Source organism: Pseudomonas sp. IT-P2 (assembly GCF_949767575.1).
In the GTDB taxonomy this organism is placed as follows: Bacteria; Pseudomonadota; Gammaproteobacteria; order Pseudomonadales; family Pseudomonadaceae; genus Aquipseudomonas; species Aquipseudomonas pharyngis.
The window spans coordinates 1-15,577 of the sequence record NZ_CATKQA010000006.1; the positions used below are offsets into that span (position 1 = coordinate 1).

At 60.1% G+C, this 15,577-nt stretch carries 16 protein-coding genes and 2 tRNA genes; 3 read left to right on the plus strand and 15 right to left on the minus strand.

What is annotated here, in order from left to right; all coding sequences use genetic code 11:
* Positions 1-516: 516 nt before the first annotated feature.
* A complete protein-coding gene (locus tag ACM6JM_RS04360) occupies positions 517-915 on the plus strand; it encodes a hypothetical protein (protein ID WP_039764651.1) in 399 nt (132 codons plus the stop codon).
* Positions 916-1,009: 94 nt separating this feature from the next.
* Here the strand turns inward: ACM6JM_RS04360 and ACM6JM_RS04365 are convergent.
* From ACM6JM_RS04365 to ACM6JM_RS04395, 7 genes are all read right to left on the minus strand, one after another.
* Positions 1,010-1,085: transfer RNA gene (locus ACM6JM_RS04365), tRNA-Thr, on the minus strand.
* A 76-nt stretch (positions 1,086-1,161) separates the two neighbouring features.
* Complete coding sequence (locus ACM6JM_RS04370) at positions 1,162-1,977, minus strand: FkbM family methyltransferase (protein WP_414881376.1); 816 nt, start codon at positions 1,975-1,977, stop codon at positions 1,162-1,164.
* A 344-nt stretch (positions 1,978-2,321) separates the two neighbouring features.
* Positions 2,322-3,557, minus strand: coding sequence for a methyltransferase (locus ACM6JM_RS04375; RefSeq protein ID WP_074689497.1), 1,236 nt, complete (start codon positions 3,555-3,557; stop codon positions 2,322-2,324).
* A complete protein-coding gene (locus ACM6JM_RS04380; protein WP_039764656.1) occupies positions 3,538-4,227 on the minus strand; it encodes an ABC transporter permease in 690 nt (229 codons plus the stop codon). Before ACM6JM_RS04380 ends, ACM6JM_RS04375 begins: the two co-directional genes overlap by 20 nt.
* A complete protein-coding gene (locus tag ACM6JM_RS04385) occupies positions 4,224-4,919 on the minus strand; it encodes an ABC transporter permease (protein ID WP_039764658.1) in 696 nt (231 codons plus the stop codon). The genes ACM6JM_RS04380 and ACM6JM_RS04385 overlap by 4 nt, the downstream gene beginning before the upstream one ends.
* 78 nt (positions 4,920-4,997) lie before the next feature.
* Complete coding sequence (locus ACM6JM_RS04390) at positions 4,998-5,747, minus strand: ABC transporter substrate-binding protein (protein ID WP_039764659.1); 750 nt, start codon at positions 5,745-5,747, stop codon at positions 4,998-5,000.
* A gap of 13 nt (positions 5,748-5,760) precedes the next feature.
* Positions 5,761-6,534, minus strand: a complete 774-nt coding sequence (locus tag ACM6JM_RS04395; RefSeq protein WP_007897462.1) for an ABC transporter ATP-binding protein — start codon at positions 6,532-6,534, stop codon at positions 5,761-5,763.
* A 552-nt stretch (positions 6,535-7,086) separates the two neighbouring features.
* Between ACM6JM_RS04395 and gabP the strand changes: the two genes are divergently transcribed.
* Positions 7,087-8,478: a GABA permease gene (gene gabP / locus ACM6JM_RS04400; RefSeq protein WP_039764660.1), complete on the plus strand. Its 1,392-nt coding sequence runs from the start codon at positions 7,087-7,089 to the stop codon at positions 8,476-8,478.
* A 70-nt stretch (positions 8,479-8,548) separates the two neighbouring features.
* Here the strand turns inward: gabP and ACM6JM_RS04405 are convergent, their stop codons facing one another.
* The 3 genes from ACM6JM_RS04405 to ACM6JM_RS04415 are packed head-to-tail and all read right to left on the minus strand — an operon-like array spanning position 8,549 to position 10,392.
* The gene (locus ACM6JM_RS04405) at positions 8,549-9,001 is read right to left on the minus strand and encodes a hypothetical protein (protein ID WP_039764661.1); all 453 of its coding nucleotides are present in this window, start codon (positions 8,999-9,001) and stop codon (positions 8,549-8,551) included.
* Positions 9,002-9,007: 6 nt separating this feature from the next.
* On the minus strand, positions 9,008-9,421 hold the full coding sequence (locus ACM6JM_RS04410; RefSeq protein ID WP_197869358.1) for a hypothetical protein: 414 nt from the start codon (positions 9,419-9,421) through the stop codon (positions 9,008-9,010).
* A gap of 20 nt (positions 9,422-9,441) precedes the next feature.
* On the minus strand, positions 9,442-10,392 hold the full coding sequence (locus tag ACM6JM_RS04415; protein ID WP_414881401.1) for an alpha/beta fold hydrolase: 951 nt from the start codon (positions 10,390-10,392) through the stop codon (positions 9,442-9,444).
* A gap of 263 nt (positions 10,393-10,655) precedes the next feature.
* Between ACM6JM_RS04415 and ACM6JM_RS04420 the strand changes: the two genes are divergently transcribed.
* The gene (locus tag ACM6JM_RS04420) at positions 10,656-11,105 is read left to right on the plus strand and encodes a hypothetical protein (protein WP_074689501.1); all 450 of its coding nucleotides are present in this window, start codon (positions 10,656-10,658) and stop codon (positions 11,103-11,105) included.
* On the opposite strand, the gene ACM6JM_RS04425 is transcribed toward ACM6JM_RS04420, so the two are convergent.
* The 5 genes from ACM6JM_RS04425 to ACM6JM_RS04445 form a co-directional block, all read right to left on the minus strand.
* Positions 11,102-11,440 carry a hypothetical protein gene (locus ACM6JM_RS04425; RefSeq protein ID WP_039764663.1) on the minus strand — a complete coding sequence of 113 codons (339 nt, stop codon included), beginning with the start codon at positions 11,438-11,440 and terminating at the stop codon, positions 11,102-11,104. The two genes, ACM6JM_RS04420 and ACM6JM_RS04425, sit on opposite strands and share 4 nt — an antisense overlap.
* 136 nt (positions 11,441-11,576) lie before the next feature.
* Positions 11,577-11,652, minus strand: a tRNA-Phe gene (locus ACM6JM_RS04430).
* A 104-nt stretch (positions 11,653-11,756) separates the two neighbouring features.
* Entirely contained in the window at positions 11,757-12,029 is a 273-nt protein-coding gene (locus ACM6JM_RS04435) for an oxidative damage protection protein (RefSeq protein ID WP_007952551.1), read from the minus strand.
* Positions 12,026-13,093 (minus strand): A/G-specific adenine glycosylase, encoded by a 1,068-nt coding sequence (gene mutY, locus ACM6JM_RS04440; protein ID WP_039764665.1) that lies wholly within the window; start codon positions 13,091-13,093, stop codon positions 12,026-12,028. The genes ACM6JM_RS04435 and mutY overlap by 4 nt, the downstream gene beginning before the upstream one ends.
* The gene (locus tag ACM6JM_RS04445) at positions 13,090-15,315 is read right to left on the minus strand and encodes an AsmA family protein (protein ID WP_414881377.1); all 2,226 of its coding nucleotides are present in this window, start codon (positions 15,313-15,315) and stop codon (positions 13,090-13,092) included. The genes mutY and ACM6JM_RS04445 overlap by 4 nt, the downstream gene beginning before the upstream one ends.
* Positions 15,316-15,577: the final 262 nt, after the last annotated feature.

Here is a 15,577-nt window from a genome sequence, read left to right on the forward strand (position 1 = left end):
AGCGGTGGGCGGGCCCAGGTAGTAGTCGAGGGGGCGCTCGGCGGCTTCGTTGAATTTTTTAGAACCGGGGCATTCGTAGGGCGATGTCGGATCGGGGATGGACGTCGGTTCGGTGACCGGCGGATTCGGCGTTACCTTGAACATAAGAGCTTTCCTCTGGTGAAGCCGCGTTCCCTTCGCTGCTCTTCGAAAGGGTGGCGGCTGTGCGCAAGTAGCAGACCGGTAAGCTCTCGGAATCCGGCGCACCCGAAGGTGCCATGCACACAGCCACCATTGAGCACAGGCGATTGCCTGACCAGATGATACTTGTGCTTCCGAGGCATACCGGGCTGCTATACCCGGTCACTGGGAGTCAGTGACACAACCAACTTACCAGTTAGCCCGAGGCGCACAAGCCGGCGGATTCTGGCGTAGCCGTAGGCAACGGCGCAAGGACTTGTAGCCCTTGGGAGGTATCACGGCGTGTCTATAAACAGGCTTTTTGAACCTGTTTACCAACAGCGATCCTCTGAGGAAATGTCTGACGCTGCCACTTGGCAGCGTCAGTTCAAGTTTTGCGAGGCGAAATTGCTTTATCGTCGGTCAGCAGTGATGAATGCGTTCAACACTAGTCCCGAGTTTTATCAAATCCGCATTGATGGCCAATTCAACCGGGTTTTCCAAGCGAACGTCACGAAGCTGGGGGTGCTGAGTAAAGACCAAGCGAGGCAAATCGTCCGCTTTCATCAGTTGGCTGATAGCGTCAGGCAGGACGTGATCGAGGGCGGTGTGCTGGCTGGAGGAACTGACAGGCCCGAGATGTTTCGGGAGGCGATCGATTTGCTTGAAGAAGCGATGAGTATCGGCCGGGCAATGATTGCGGCGGATGCGGAGGGTGGATGTAGCTGGTTTGGTTCGAGAGAGGCAAAAAAATGAAGTGTGGACACTTTGTGGACACTTTCACGTTTTGACGTGAGGTAAGTCTAAGACCCCAGAAACGACAAAGCCCCGCATTGCGGGGCTTTGAACTTGGTGCCGGCACCAGGAATCGAACCCGGGACCTACTGATTACAAGTCAGTTGCTCTACCATCTGAGCTATACCGGCGTGTGGGCGACGATTATAGCGACTCGGGTGCTTCTGTAAACCCCTGAATTCAGACTATTTTTGCGCGCTCTGCGAATCACGCCCGGCGCAGGACGTTGCGCAGTTTTTGTACAGCGCGCCAGGCGCGGCTGTTTTGCATGGCGCGCAGTTGGGCTTCGGCTTGTTCGGCGCGTTGCAGGGCGGTTTCCAGGGCCGGGTTTACCGGGTGGGCGAGGTTGTGGCCTTTGCACAGCTGGAAGTTGTCGAGGTTGCACGGTGGCAGGTCGAACGCGGGTTTGAGGTTGATTTGTTCGTTGGCCAGGAAGAAGCTGTTGAGGCCGTCGAACAGGACGTTGGTGTAGCCGGCGTCGGTCACCAGGTGTTCCCAGGTGTGGTCGCGCTCCCATGGGGTTTCGATGAGGATGATCCAGGGGCGGAAGCGGCTGAAGTCCATGCCGCGCAGGACGGTTTCTTCGTGGCCCTCGACGTCGATTTTCAGGAAGTGGATCGGCCGCTCGGCGGCGTGTTCTTCGCAGATCGAGGTCAGTGTGCGTGCGTTGACAGTGAAGCTTTGCACGTCCATGCCGAGGTTTTTGCGTTCTTGCGCAACGACCGGGTCAGCGGTGGACAGGCCGGTGTCGGCAATGCCGTAGAAAGTCAGTTCGCCCGGCTGGTCGCTGGCCACGCATTGCAGCGTGGTGTCGCGGGGGCGATGCTGGCGGAGTGCGTCGTAGTAGTTCTGCATTGGCTCGACGTTGATGCCTTGCCAGCCGCGATCATAAAAGGCCTTGGTGACCGAGTCGTGGATCGGGTCATTGGCGCCGACGTCGATATAAAAACCGTTTTCAAAATACTGCAGGGCGCGCCAGAGGCGAACGTCCTCGAAATTCTGTGCGTAAGAAATGAACGTCACGGTCGCTTCCTGTCGGTCAGACTTTTCTTGTTCGGGCGTGCGCTACCTGCACGGCACAGGTCTGTATAGCAAGGGCAGATGGCCGGTGCAATTGTCCATTGCCGGCGTCCGCGATTCGGCGGTTATGTCCTTTTGGTCGAGGGCTTATGCACAACAGGCTTTGAAGAGGACGGGCTTAGAGGGGATTTTGTGGACGGGTTCTCATTTGAATCGCAAATCCCTGTTTTGCCGGTTTTTTATTTATATGAACAAAAAATGACCAGCGCTGTTAATGGCCTGAAACAGCCGTGGATATTGGATCCACGATAATTCCATCAACAGAGTTATCCACAGGCTGTGGAGGATTAAACGCGTTCGGCCAGCAACAGGAAATTGCGCGGTGTGAGCGGCGCTTCGCAGAAGGTGCCGAGACGTACGACGTATCCCTGTTCGGTGAGGAAAAGTGCCCGATCCAGATTCAGCCAAAGCTCCAGCGGCCGTCGGAACAGTCCACGCAGCAGTTCCAGGTTGCGAACTTCGGCCAATCGCTGCCAACCGGCAGCTTCCAGTGCTACCCAATCTGGCGCGCCAACTGTGGATAACTCTTTCAACGCTGCCAGATCGCGGCAGTAATCAGCGAACGGTTTGTCCAGCCAGGCGCTCGGCAGGGACGGCGTCGGCAAGTATTCGTCGACGCCACGCACTTGCCGTTGCAACAGATCGAAAGCCAGTCGGCGGGCCATGGAGGTGTCACGCTGACGTCGGACGCGGGCACCGGCGGTGACGGTTTCGCTCATCGGCAGGGACAGATCTTCCAGCGAGAGCTGTAGGGCGGAGCGTGAACCTGCGGAGGACAACGCCTGATATTCGGTGCGACTGATCCGGTTGTAGCAGCACGGTGCGATCGCCAGTTGTCGGCAGCCAGCGGCGGAGGCCAATTGCATCAGGCGTACATGCAGATCGCCACAAGCATGCAGGGCGACAGGTGTGTGTTCGGCGTCCAGCAATAAAGCGGTGTTCGCCGCAAGCACATCCTGCTCGACATGCAGCGCATGCAAGTGATAACGCTGACTCAGCGCCTGACCGCTGGCAACCAGCGCCGGGTCGTATTCCAGACAGGTGAGTTGCTGCCCAGCGCCGAGCAGACGCCGACCTAAATGGCCTTTGCCCGAACACCAATCCAGCCAGTGCTTCGGTTGCGCGGCAAACGACAAGCGGCTGGCGAAGGCCTCGATCTGCTGCCATTTGCGTCCCGGCACATCCACATTCAAGCGATGACCGGCGGCTTCCAGCGAATGCGCAGGCAATTCACCGACCGAACTCAACTCAAGCGACAGCGCCGCCAATGAAGCAAACGGCTCCGGCGCATTCAGGAGTTCGGCAGGTTGGTTGTGGGCGTTTTCCGCATCTTCCAGCGACCGCCCGCGTAGCCACGAGGCTAGTTCCGGGTAGGACGCTTCCCATGGCAGTTGCAGATGAGTGAACGGGCGGGGCTTCCACAGCGCCTGATGCGCTGTGAGAAATGTATCCAGTGCCGTGAAACGGGCGAGCAGGGCCTCGCCCGTCAGCACGTCGGAAGAATCAGCGCCCCTGGCACGCATCGACGCGCAGCCAGCGTTCCAGCAGTTTGAAACCGCGAACCAGCACGTAGGCCATCACCAGATAGAACACGCCAGCGGCGAAGAAAATCTCCACCGGCAGGTAAGTGCGGGCAATGATCGTGCGCGCCATACCGGTCAGTTCCAGCAGGGTCACGGTGCTGGCCAGGGCACTGGCCTTGAGCATCAGGATCACTTCGTTGCTGTAGGCTGGCAGGCCGATACGCGCGGCACGCGGCAGGATGATGTAGAACAGCGCTTTCGGCCGGGACATGCCCAGCGCCCGCGCCGCTTCTATCTCGCCCGGCGGAATCGCCTGGATCGCCCCGCGCAGGATCTCGGCGATGTACGCGGCCGTGTGCAGGGTCATGGTCGCGGTAGCGCACCAGAACGGATCGCGCAGGTACGGCCACATCGAGCTGTTACGCACCGCGTCGAACTGCGCCAGGCCGTAGTAGACCAGGAACAGCTGAACCAGCAACGGCGTGCCACGGAAAAAGAAGATGTAGGCGTAGGGCACAGCGCGCACGTACCACAGCTTCGAAGAACGGGCGATGCCCAGCGGAATTGCCAGCAGCAAACCGGCGATCACAGCGATGGCCACCAGCTCCAGGGTCAGCGTCGCGCCCTGGGCCAGTTTCGGCAGCCACTTGATGATGACTTCCCAATTCATTGAGCGCTCCTCGCGAAGCCGCGTGCGGCGCGTTTTTCCAGCAGGTGCATGCCGATCATCGCCAGCACGGTCAGGCACAGGTACATGAGCGCCGCCACCATATAGAAGGTGAATGGCTGCTTGGACACGGTCACGCCGATCTGCGCGTGACGCATGATTTCTTCCAGGCCGATGACCGACACCAACGCGGTGTCTTTCATCAGGATCATGAACAGGTTGCCCAGGCCGGGCAGGGCGATGCGCCACATTTGCGGCATGATCAATTTGGTGAAGATCCGCCATTTCGACAGGCCCAGGGCCACGCCAGCCTCGCGGTGGCCTTTGGGAATGGCGAGGATTGCGCCGCGAAACACTTCCGTGGCGTAGGCGCCGAAGCACAGGCCCAGCGCAATGACGCCGGCGGCGAAGGCGCTGAGTTCCAGTTCGGGATTGCCGAGGAGCTCACCGAGCGCGCGCATGGCGTTGACCGTACCGAAGTAGATCAACAGCACCCAGAGCAATTCCGGGACGCCGCGCACCAGGGTCGAATAGGTTCCGCCAAGCCACTGCAACGGCTTGTACGGGGAAGTCTTGGCCAAGGCGCCGAGCAGACCGAGCACCAGCCCCAGGCACAGGGCCGAGAGTGCCAGTTTGACGGTCATCAGCGCGCCGGCGAAGAGCGCCGGGCCGAATCCGTAGAGGTCGATAATCATGGATTTCTTTTCAAATCGCGGCAGGCAAGGCCGGGGATCGGCACCGTCATGTAACGGCGCCGATCCGGCAGGTCAGGATCAGTAGATGCTGAACGGGAAGTACTTGTCGTTGATCTTCTTGTAGGTGCCGTCGGCAACGATTTCCTTCAGCGCGGCGTTCAGCTTCTCGCGGATCGGGTCGCCTTTACGTACAGCGATACCGATCTTGTCGCTTTCTTCTACCGGGTCGCCCTTGAATTCATAGGCTTTGCCGGCGTCGCTTTTCAGCCACTCGTAGTTGACGTATTTGTCGGCGAGGATGCCGTCCAGACGACCGGAAGTCAGGTCGAGGTAGGCGTTTTCCTGGGTGTCGTACAGCTTGACGGTGATGTCGTCACCGAAGTTGTCTTCCAGGAAGGTGCCAGCCAGGGTCGCACGCTGGGCGCCGATCACCTTGCCTTTCAGCGCAGCCTTGTCGGTTTTGAAGTCGACGTTTTTCGGCGCGATGAATTGCAGCTTGTTGGAGTAGTACGGGTCGGTGAAGTCCACCGCTTGCTTGCGCTCGTCGGTGATCGACATCGAGGAGATCAGGAAGTCGAACTTCTTGGCGTTCAGGGCCGGGATGATGCCGTCCCAGTCCGAAGTGACGACGGAGCATTCAACTTTCATCTTGGCGCACAGGGCGTCGCCGATGTCTTTGTCGAAGCCGACGACGTTACCGCTGGCGTCTTTGTTGTTGAACGGCGGGTAAGCCGCTTCGATGCCCATCTTCAGGGTCTCGGCCATGGCACCGGCGCTGAACGCGAGGGTGACGGCGGCGGCCAGGAAGACCTTTTTGTAGTTCTGCATGCGGGTAGCTCCGTTAGCGGTTGCTGGACATGAATTGTTTGCAGCGCGCCGAAAGCGGGTTTTCGAACACCTGCTGTGGCGATCCTTGCTCTTCTACCAGGCCCTGGTGGAGGAACACCACTTCGCTGGAGACCTGACGGGCAAAGCCCATCTCGTGGGTCACGAGCAGCATGGTGCGGCCTTCTTCGGCCAATGCGCGGATGACATTAAGTACTTCCTGGACCATTTCCGGGTCAAGGGCGGAGGTGGGCTCGTCGAACAGGATCACCTTGGGCTGCATCGCCAGCGTGCGGGCAATCGCCGCGCGCTGTTGCTGGCCGCCGGACAGTTGCGCCGGATAGGCGTGGCGCTTGTCGGCGATGCCGACCTTGGCCAGCAGCGCTTCGGCGACTTCGATGGCTTCGGCCTTGCTCTGGCCGAGCACGCGGCGCGGGGCTTCGATGATGTTGTCGAGCACGCTCATGTGCGGCCACAGATTAAAGTTTTGAAACACAAAACCAATCTCGGAGCGCAGGCGGTTGATCTGCTTGCCGTCGGCGGCAACCAGTTCGCCATTCTTGGCGGCCTTGAGCTTGAGTTCTTCCCCGGCCACCAGGATCTGGCCCTGATGCGGGTTTTCCAACAGGTTGATGCAACGCAGGAACGTGGACTTGCCGGAACCGGAGGAACCCAGGATCGAGATCACATCGCCGTCGCGGGCGGTCAGCGAGATGCCTTTGAGCACCTCAAGCTGTCCGTAGCGTTTGTGCAAGTTGCGGATTTCAAGCGCGGGCGTGGCCTCAGCCATGTGCGTTCCTCATATATGTTGCGCTCCTGCTGTTGGTTGGCCTTCCTGGCGAGGCGGCCAAGCTAGCATAGCGTTTCAATGGCAGCCAACAGCGCTACGAGCGGTAAACGGATGGCGTGTGGCAGGTTGTCGCATCGGCGCAGCAGACTGTCGCCCCATCAACAACCGAACGGGTGTTTGAACGTGGATTCCCGTGGGTGTCGCGTAAAAAAAGGCGCGATGTTGCCACCTTTGGCGGGGTGTTGGAAGCGCTATCCGGCCGATCGTTCCTCATTCGCCCCTTTATTGTGCATCCCGCACTTTTTCAGTGTGTTTCTGGTGCGCTCGTTCGTTTGAAAAGTGAGTCGCAGGGTAACGTTTTGGCGAAAGGCCATTATTCTCAAGGACTTGCGATGACTGTCCGGTCGCGCGGAAAACCGCACGGCAGAAGAGTTTGAAACATTTTGGCGCATTTATTGCGTGCAGAATCCGGAACGCCCCGTTGGATTCTTTTTACGAGAAGGAACGCCAGACGGGCCGGACGCAATCGCTTTCCTCGCAAAGGTAGTTCCAATGAGCAGTACCCAAAGCTCCAATGGCCTCGAACAGGGGCTCAAACCGCGTCATGTGACCATGCTGTCGATCGCCGGGGTGATCGGTGCAGGTCTGTTCGTCGGCTCCGGCCACGCCATCGCCGCTGCCGGTCCAGCCGTTCTGCTGGCTTACGCCGCTGCTGGCGCGCTGGTTGTGCTGGTGATGCGCATGCTCGGCGAAATGGCGGTTGCCTCGCCTGACACCGGCTCGTTCTCGACTTACGCCGACCGCGCCATTGGCCATTGGGCCGGTTTCACCATCGGCTGGCTGTACTGGTGGTTCTGGGTTTTGGTGATTCCGCTGGAAGCCAACGCCGCCGCAACCATCCTGCACGCGTGGTTCCCGGGTGTGGATATCTGGGCGTTCGCGCTGATCATCACCATGCTGCTGACCGTGACCAACCTGTTCAGCGTGAAAAATTACGGTGAGTTCGAATTCTGGTTCGCCCTGCTCAAAGTCGTGGCGATCATCGGTTTCATCATCCTCGGCGTTGCGGCCATTTTCGGCTTCCTGCCGAACAGCCAGGTCAGCGGCGTGTCGCACATCTTCGACACCCAGGGCTTCCTGCCGAACGGCATGGGCGCGGTACTGGGCGCGATCCTGACCACCATGTTCTCCTTCATGGGTACCGAGATCGTGACCATTGCGGCCGCGGAATCGAAGAACCCTGGCAAGCAGATCTCCAAGGCCACCAACTCGGTGATCTGGCGGATCGGCCTGTTCTACCTCGTGTCGATCTTCATCGTCGTGGCCCTGGTGCCATGGAATGACCCGGTTCTGGCCAGCGTCGGTTCCTACCAGACTGTGCTTGAGCGCATGGGCATCCCGAACGCCAAGATGATCGTTGATATCGTGGTTCTGGTTGCTGTGACCAGCTGCCTGAACTCGGCGCTGTACACCTCTTCGCGCATGCTGTTCTCCCTCGGCAAGCGTGGCGATGCTCCGGCCATGGCGACCCGCACCAACAAAAGCGGTACCCCTTACTGGGCGGTGATGCTGTCCACCGGCGCGGCATTCCTGTGCACTTTCGCCAACTACGTGGCCCCGGCGGCGGTATTCGAGTTTCTGTTGGCCAGCTCCGGCGCGATCGCGCTGCTGGTGTACCTGGTGATCGCGATTTCGCAACTGCGCATGCGTAAACAACGCATGGCTCGCGGCGAAAAAATCGTCTTCAGCATGTGGTTGTTCCCGGGCCTGACCTACGCGGTGATCGTGTTCATCGTGGCAGCCCTGACCATCATGCTGTTCCAGGAGGCCCACCGCGTGGAAATCCTCGCGACCGGCCTGCTGAGTCTGGTCGTCGTAGCTACCGGTCTGTTGGTAGCTCGTCGTCGCAAGGTGGAAAACCGTGGTGCGGCAGTTTTGAACTGATCCGCAACGCGTAACGCAAAACGGCCGCTGTCAGTGATGACAAGCGGCCGTTTTTGTTACTGCGAGCGGTTTATTCGCTCTTCTCTTCCTGCGCTTCCACCGACTGGCCGTAGGTGTCCAGCGCAATCCCGAAATCGCTGATGAACTGCGGTTCGCTCAGCCACGCCTGGGCGGTCTCGCGATCCATGCCATCGGCCCACATGCGGTAGTCGATCAGCATGTCGGCGGCCAGGTGAGTGGCGGCCATGCCTTCGTTCTCGGCGTTTTCCATGTCCAGCAGTTCAGGATGATCGACGATGATGAACGCCAGCTCACGCAGCAGCGTCAGGAGCATTTCATTGCGGCTGACGGCTTCGGCGTCGCGCATCTTGCTGAACATCGCCAAGGTGTATTCCGGGATCGGCTCGGCCAGGTGGCCGAGGTCATCGTCCTGCGCCAGGGGTTTGCGACCGACCATGCGGATCTGCTTGGCTTTGGCCTTGGCTCGTTTGGCGCGTTTTTGCTGTTTGTTCAGGGATGCCATGGGAACTCAGTTTTTCTGTTGGGTTTGTGCGGCGATTGCGTCGGACGCGGCCACATAGTCTTTCTGGAAATCCGGCGATTCGATCCACGCCAGAGCGCCGGCCTCGTCGGTCTCGGTGGACCACTGGCGGTACTCGATCAGCGCGGCGAGGATGAAGTCCATCGCGCCTTCTTCGCCTTCCTGCTCGTACACCAGCTCCAGCAGCGGGTCCTCGAGGAACGCGGTGCACATGGCCTGCTGGCTGATCTTTTCGGCGTCGATCATTTTCTTGAACAGTTCGGTGAGGTCTACCGACTCGAAATCGATGCGGTCGTCGTTCGGGTCCAGCTCGACCGGCGCTTCCGCACGTTTGGTGCGGTTCTGCTTGGCCTTGGTCTTGGCCCGGGCGGCGCGTTTTTGCTGTTTGTTGGCGGAAGCCATGGTGTGTGTTCCGTGGTGCGTTAAAGGGCTTGGCTGCGTGGGATTTCGCGCCCCGGTGTGTCGCAGGCCAGTTCGCCGGTCTGCAGCCAGGTCAGAGCGATGGGCCATAGTGTGGCTTGGTATGCGCTGCGAAAAAAGGCGAAATGTCCGACTTGCTGTTCGCCGATGTCCTGCGGCTCGATTCGCAGGTGGGTCTTTTGCGCGTTGTGGAAGTAGGCGAGCAGGCGTTCGATGGCGGGAATCGTGCCGTAGGGATCGTCACTGATGCTGATTGCCAGGGCTTTGGCCCGGACGTTGGCGAAGGGCAGGTTGCGGATCGTTCTACCGCTCGGACGCCGCTCATAACGTGCGGCAGGTGTGCTCCAGTCGCGCACCACGCCGGCGGGCGTGTCTTCCAGCCAGCCAAGTCGCTTGCCCGGAAAATATCCACAGAACAGCGTGACCAGCGGCATCAGCAGATGCCATTTGCCGAACATCCGCCAGCGATGCTCGGGCGCGTAATCGCGCCAGTAAGCGAACTGCGCGCCGACGGTCACCAGTCGTCGGATTATCTTCCCGGACGCCCCCAGGCCTGCTGCGCAGCCGCCGAAGCTGTGCCCGACCACATCGATCGGCTGACCGGGAAACTCCCTCTGTGCGCGTGTGAGCATCGCTTCGAAATCCAGCGCGCCCCAATCCGTCCACGAAGCCTGCAAATGCCTCATCGACTTTGGCCGCGATTCACCAATGCCGCGGTAGTCGTAAATGATCACGTCGAACCCATTGGCGAACAGATACGCCGCGAAGCGCGAGTAGTGGCGGCAACGCACGGATGTGGCGGCGTTGATGATCACAACCGGGCGTTGTGGATCCGGTGAGACGTGACGCCAGGTGAAACCGCCGAGCAGATAGCCGTCGGCGGCGGGCTCTTGGAAGGGCTCGCTTTCTGCTGACAACTGACCGAGTGGCAGCGTCGCGCTTTGTAGGTTCATGGCGATCCAGACTTTCGGGGACGGGTCGAGGATGAACTTCAAGCGGGTGGGTATGCAACGAATTGGAACGCAGTGAGTACCCAATTCGCAGGCTGATCAGGCAATCGCTGATTCGAGACGCAATGCGGCGCGAATCGTCGGTGGAGTTTCTGTAGTCCTTTTCGTATCAACCGCAACTCCCAATCGTTCTAAAACCCACTCCGCAAGACAAAATCTAAAAAGAGGTAACGATTGGGTTCCGCGAGAACCCGGGAGTCGTCCTCATGAAACGCGTTCTTTCATTCGTGCTGCCCGTCGCCGCTGCGGCGATATTACTGTTTCCGCTCATGGCGCAGGCTGAAAGTCTGGAGCCGATCAACAATTCCGCTGTGCAGGTTCAGCAGCAAGAGCAAAACGGTGTTCGTTATCTGGCCGGCGGGATTGGTGAAGATGAGTCGAAAGCCATTCAGCAATCCGCGGGCTACAACCTGCACATGACCTTCGCTGTCGGTACGCAAAACGAATACACCGCCGATGTCGACGTGGCGATCCAGAAAACCCCCGGTGAAACCGTGCTGACGCTCAATCAAACCGGGCCATTGGTGTACGTTCAGTTACCGCCAGGCAAGTACACGGTCGTCGCCACCCGCAAGGGTGAAACGCGTCGGGATGTGGCGCAAGTAGGCGGCGGTGCTGCGCGCAATCTGGTGTTCCACTGGAACGACAACAGCTAACGTCGCCGACGGTCACGCCCGGGGGGCGTGACCGTCGCGGTGCGTCCCATCCAGATCAGAAGCCAGGCAGCGCCCGACAGGAAGAGTGCGAAGAGGCAGTGCGTGGCAACAGTGAACCAGAAGTCGAGGGACTGTTCGGCCTGTGAATACACGGCGAAGTGTTTCCCCCGCGCCATGTTGCTGATGCGTCCCTGAATCAGGCCGTTCACCGTTTCATAAGTGATCAGGCCTACGCAGAGGGTCAGTACGATGCCGAGAGCGATCATCAGCCAGTCGGTGCGTTTTACGGGTGGCGCAGGATGGGGCAGGGGGACGCGGGTTCTTTTCTGGTTCATCGCGGGGATGACCCTCTTCCGTAAGGGTTGAGCAACGTATCGCCAATTCCGGCCTGCAAGAAGGGCGAAATCGGGCCGTGATCAAATCGCAGGCATAAAAAAACCCTGAATCTTGCGATTCAGGGTTTTCGGTATTTGGTGCCCAGAGACGGAATCGAACCGCCGACACGGGGATTTTCAATCCCCTGCTCTACCGACTGAGCTATCTGGGCAACGGGGCGCATTAAAAGGGTTTTTCGGATTTACGTCAAACACTTTTTTAAAATTTCTTAAATTAATTCCGTCGCTTACGATCCGACCCCCGATTTCGCGGGGTTTACTCTGCGGGCGGAACGTAGCCTTCGGCCTGAGCGTATTCCTCGCCGGAGAAGTACTTGTCCATTTCGCCCTGAAGAAATTTGCGGTCTTCGGCGTTCATCATGTTCAGGCGTTTTTCGTTGATCAGCAGGGTCTGGTGTTTCTGCCAGTCAGCCCAGGCCTTGGCCGAGACGTGTTCGAAAATGTCCTGGCCCTTGGCGCCCGGGTACGGTGGGCGCTCCAGACCTTCGAGTTGTTCTTTGTACTTGCGGCACATTACGGTGCGTGTCATGTCGACTCTCCTGCATTCAAGACGGTGGCCGCGCGTTCGAGCAAGGTCTTGACCGGGGCGGCGAGGCCCAGGCGCGGCGGGGTGGCGAGGTTATACCAGAGCCAGTCGGCCTCGGCCACGTGACCGCCGGCCTCCTGCACCTGAACCAGCCAGGGTTCTATGGACAGCTGGAAGTGGCTGAAGGTGTGGACAAGGCTCGGCAGTGCCTGCTGCTCGCCCAGTTCCAGCGAGTGCTGCGCGGCGAGGTGTTGCAGATCGTCGAGGTCGTCGAGTTCCGGCAGACTCCACAAACCACCCCACAATCCGCTGGACGGGCGCCGATAAAGCAGAATCGCGCCGTCCTCGTTGGCCAACAGCGGCATCAGCGTGCGTTTCTGCGGGATGGCCTTGCGCGGCTTGGGGATCGGGTAGCGCGTTTCCAGCCCCAGCATGTGTGCTTCGCAGCCGTTTTTCAGCGGACACAGCAGGCAGCTCGGTTTGCTGCGGGTGCAGAGCGTGGCGCCCAGGTCCATCATCGCCTGGGTGTAGGCGTTGACCCGATCCTGCGGCGTGAAGCGCTCGGCGTTGGCCCACAGTTGCTTGGCGACCTTCGGCTCGCCGGGGTAACCCTCCTGCGCGGTAAAACGCGCCAGCACCCGTTTGACGTTACCGTCGAGGATCGGCGCGCGCAGGCCCATGCTGATGCTGGCGATCGCGCCAGCAGTGGACAGGCCGATGCCCGGCAGCTCGGTGAGCTTCTCGACATCCCGGGGAAACTCGCCGCCGTAATGGCTGACGACGATCTTCGCGGTCTTCTGCAGATTGCGCGCGCGGGTGTAGTAACCCAGCCCGGTCCACAGGTGCAGCACTTCGTCTTCCGGCGCCTCGGCGAGGGCTTCGACCGTCGGCAGGGCGGCCATGAAGCGGTCGAAGTAATTGAGCACGGTGCTGACCTGGGTCTGCTGCAACATGATCTCGGACACCCACACCCGGTACGGGTTGATGTTCTGTTGCCAGGGCAAATCATGGCGGCCGTGGCGGTCGAACCATTCCAGCACCGCCGTGGAAAACTGCTCCGCTCTCATCGCTTGAACAGCCCCTTCAATGCGTTTTTCAGTTCCGGGCTGACTTTGTCACCCAGTTTTTCGTCGATTTTTTCGCTGATCTTGTCGCCGGCCAGTTTGGTCGCGACCTGGCCCATGCGTTCGTTGTCCACGCGGCAGGCTTTGGCGCCCAGTTCCAGCGGGCCACGGCAACGCAGCGGCCATTCGATGCCGACGAATTTGTCGCCGACCTGACAGGCCGGGTCCGGCATGGCACTGGTGTCGCCTTCGACGATGATGCCGACGCGATAGTCCATGCCCAGCACCTTGAGGTCGATATCGCCGTCACCGTTGACGCTCATGCCGGGGATGCGCACTTTCAGGTCCGGGTTGCTGGCCACCCCGTTGCGGAAGGTCAGGTTGCCCTTGAGTTCCTGGAACGGCGTGTCCTTGCCGCGCGGCTCACCGCTCAGGGATTTACGGTTGAGGGTGGCGATGCCCTTGCACAGTTGCTGCTCAAGGTTGGCGTTGAGCAGCACGCCGTTGTTGATCACGAAACTGGCGTTACCGTTGAGGGTTTCGATCAGCGCCTGTTGGCTATTGCCGCTGCCGGTAACGGTGCTGGTGAGATTGACCAGCCCCTTGACCGGCGGATTCTTGCCCTGGCTTTCGAGGATCTTCTCCACCGGCACGCGGTTGATCCGGGTTTGCAGGTTCAGCACCGGTGCTGTCTGGCGCACATCCAGCGTGCCCTTGGCTTCGAAGTCGCCGTTGTACAGCTCGCCGCGCAGGTTCTCCAGGGTCAGCAGGCCGCCCTGGCCGGTGGCTTTCAGTGCGGCGTTCTGGATCGGCAATTTGTCGAGGGTCAACTGGCCGAAGGTCAGGTCAGCGTTGACGTCGAGCTTGCTCAGGCGCTCGACAGGGAACAGGCGCTCGGTGCTCCAGGCGCTTTTGCTCGGTTTTTCCGGCAGCGGGGTGCTGCCGGCCCCGGCCATGGCATCGGCCTCGGTGCTGGCGACTTCGGCCTGGCGGACCTGGGTAGCGTTGTTGGCTTTTTCCGATTTCGGCGGCAGGTAACGGTCGACGTTAAAGGTGTCGGCCTTGAGGACCGCCCGCAGCGATTGCTTGGCGAAATCTTCGACGGCGATACGGCCGCTGAAGCTGCTGTCGTCAAGTTTCAGGTTGATGTTGTCCAGCGCCAGGCTGGTCGGCGTCGCGGCGACACGGCTGACCAGTTCAACCTTGCTCAGGCTGCCTTCGGCCATGGCTGGCAGGGTCTGGCCGATGCTGTCGACGAATTTCGCCAGGTCGAACTGGGCGATGGAAATCCCGCCGGTGATCTGTGGCGTCTTGTCCAGGTCGTTGGCCTTCAGTTCGCCCAAGGCACGCAGCTGATTGACCGAAAGCTTGATGCCGGTCCATTCGGCGACGTTGGCGGCCTTGTCCAGCAGCAATTGCCCTTGCGCGGCGAAGGTCACGGTCTTGCCTTGCAGCGGATCGCCGGCAACTTCGCCGGACAGCTTCAGGTCTTCGAACTTGTAGCGTTGCAGGGCGCGCTCGAAGCGCAGCTCGCCGTTGAGCTCGGTGCGCACCCGCAGCACTGGCTGGTTGGTGCCGAGGAACGCGGTGGCCTTGACCGGGATGTTGGTCGAATCGTGAACCGCGCCGGTGCTCAACTGGATGCTTTCGGCGCTGAATTGCTTGCCGGTCAGCTCGTCGTTGTATTCCACGCGGGCGTTGTTGACGGTCAGGCTGTCGATGTCGAGGCGGATCGGCTGGGCCGGTTTTTCCGGTTGCGCAGGGGCCTCGGGGGCGGTTTCGGCCGTGGTGGTCGGCGCTGGTGTGCTGCCGGCCTTGGGCGGCACCTTGCCGATGTCTTCCCAGTTGCCGTGACCATTCTTGTCACGGTTCAGGCGCAGGTTCAGGCCTTCGACGCGCACGTCGCTCATTTGCACCTCACGGCGCAGCAGCGGCAGCACGCGCACGGACAGGCCGAGCATCTGCAGGTCGGCGAACGGTTCTGCAGGCTTGGCCAGGGTCGCGACGCTGGCCTCGTGCAGTTCCAGGCCGAGCCACGGGAACAGGCTCCAGCCGATATCGCCATTGAGCGTCAGCTCGATGTGGGCCTTGTCGCGGGCTATCTGGCGGATCTCGTCCTTGTAGTCGTTGGGATCAAACAGGTGGGTCAGGGCTAAGCCCGCCGCCACAATGATCAGCAACAGCCCGAGAAGTACCAGACCCAGGATTTTGCCGAACGCTTTCATGGGCGAGTCCTTGTAAGTAGTCGAATTCGTAATTTAGCCGGGGAGTATAGCGCTGCATCAACCCGCGCTGTTGCGGTGCCACGTCAAGGCTGCAGAACCGCGATATACAGCGCTTCGACAACGATCGGCATCGGGGTTCCCGGGCGTCCTGAGATCAGATGACATGAAAAAGGTGATATCAGTTTGGTTTTTCTGTCACGTGCAAATGGTAACCTTCGCCCGTTCGTCCGCCCATCTGCGACTTAACGTCGCGCTTTCAAGG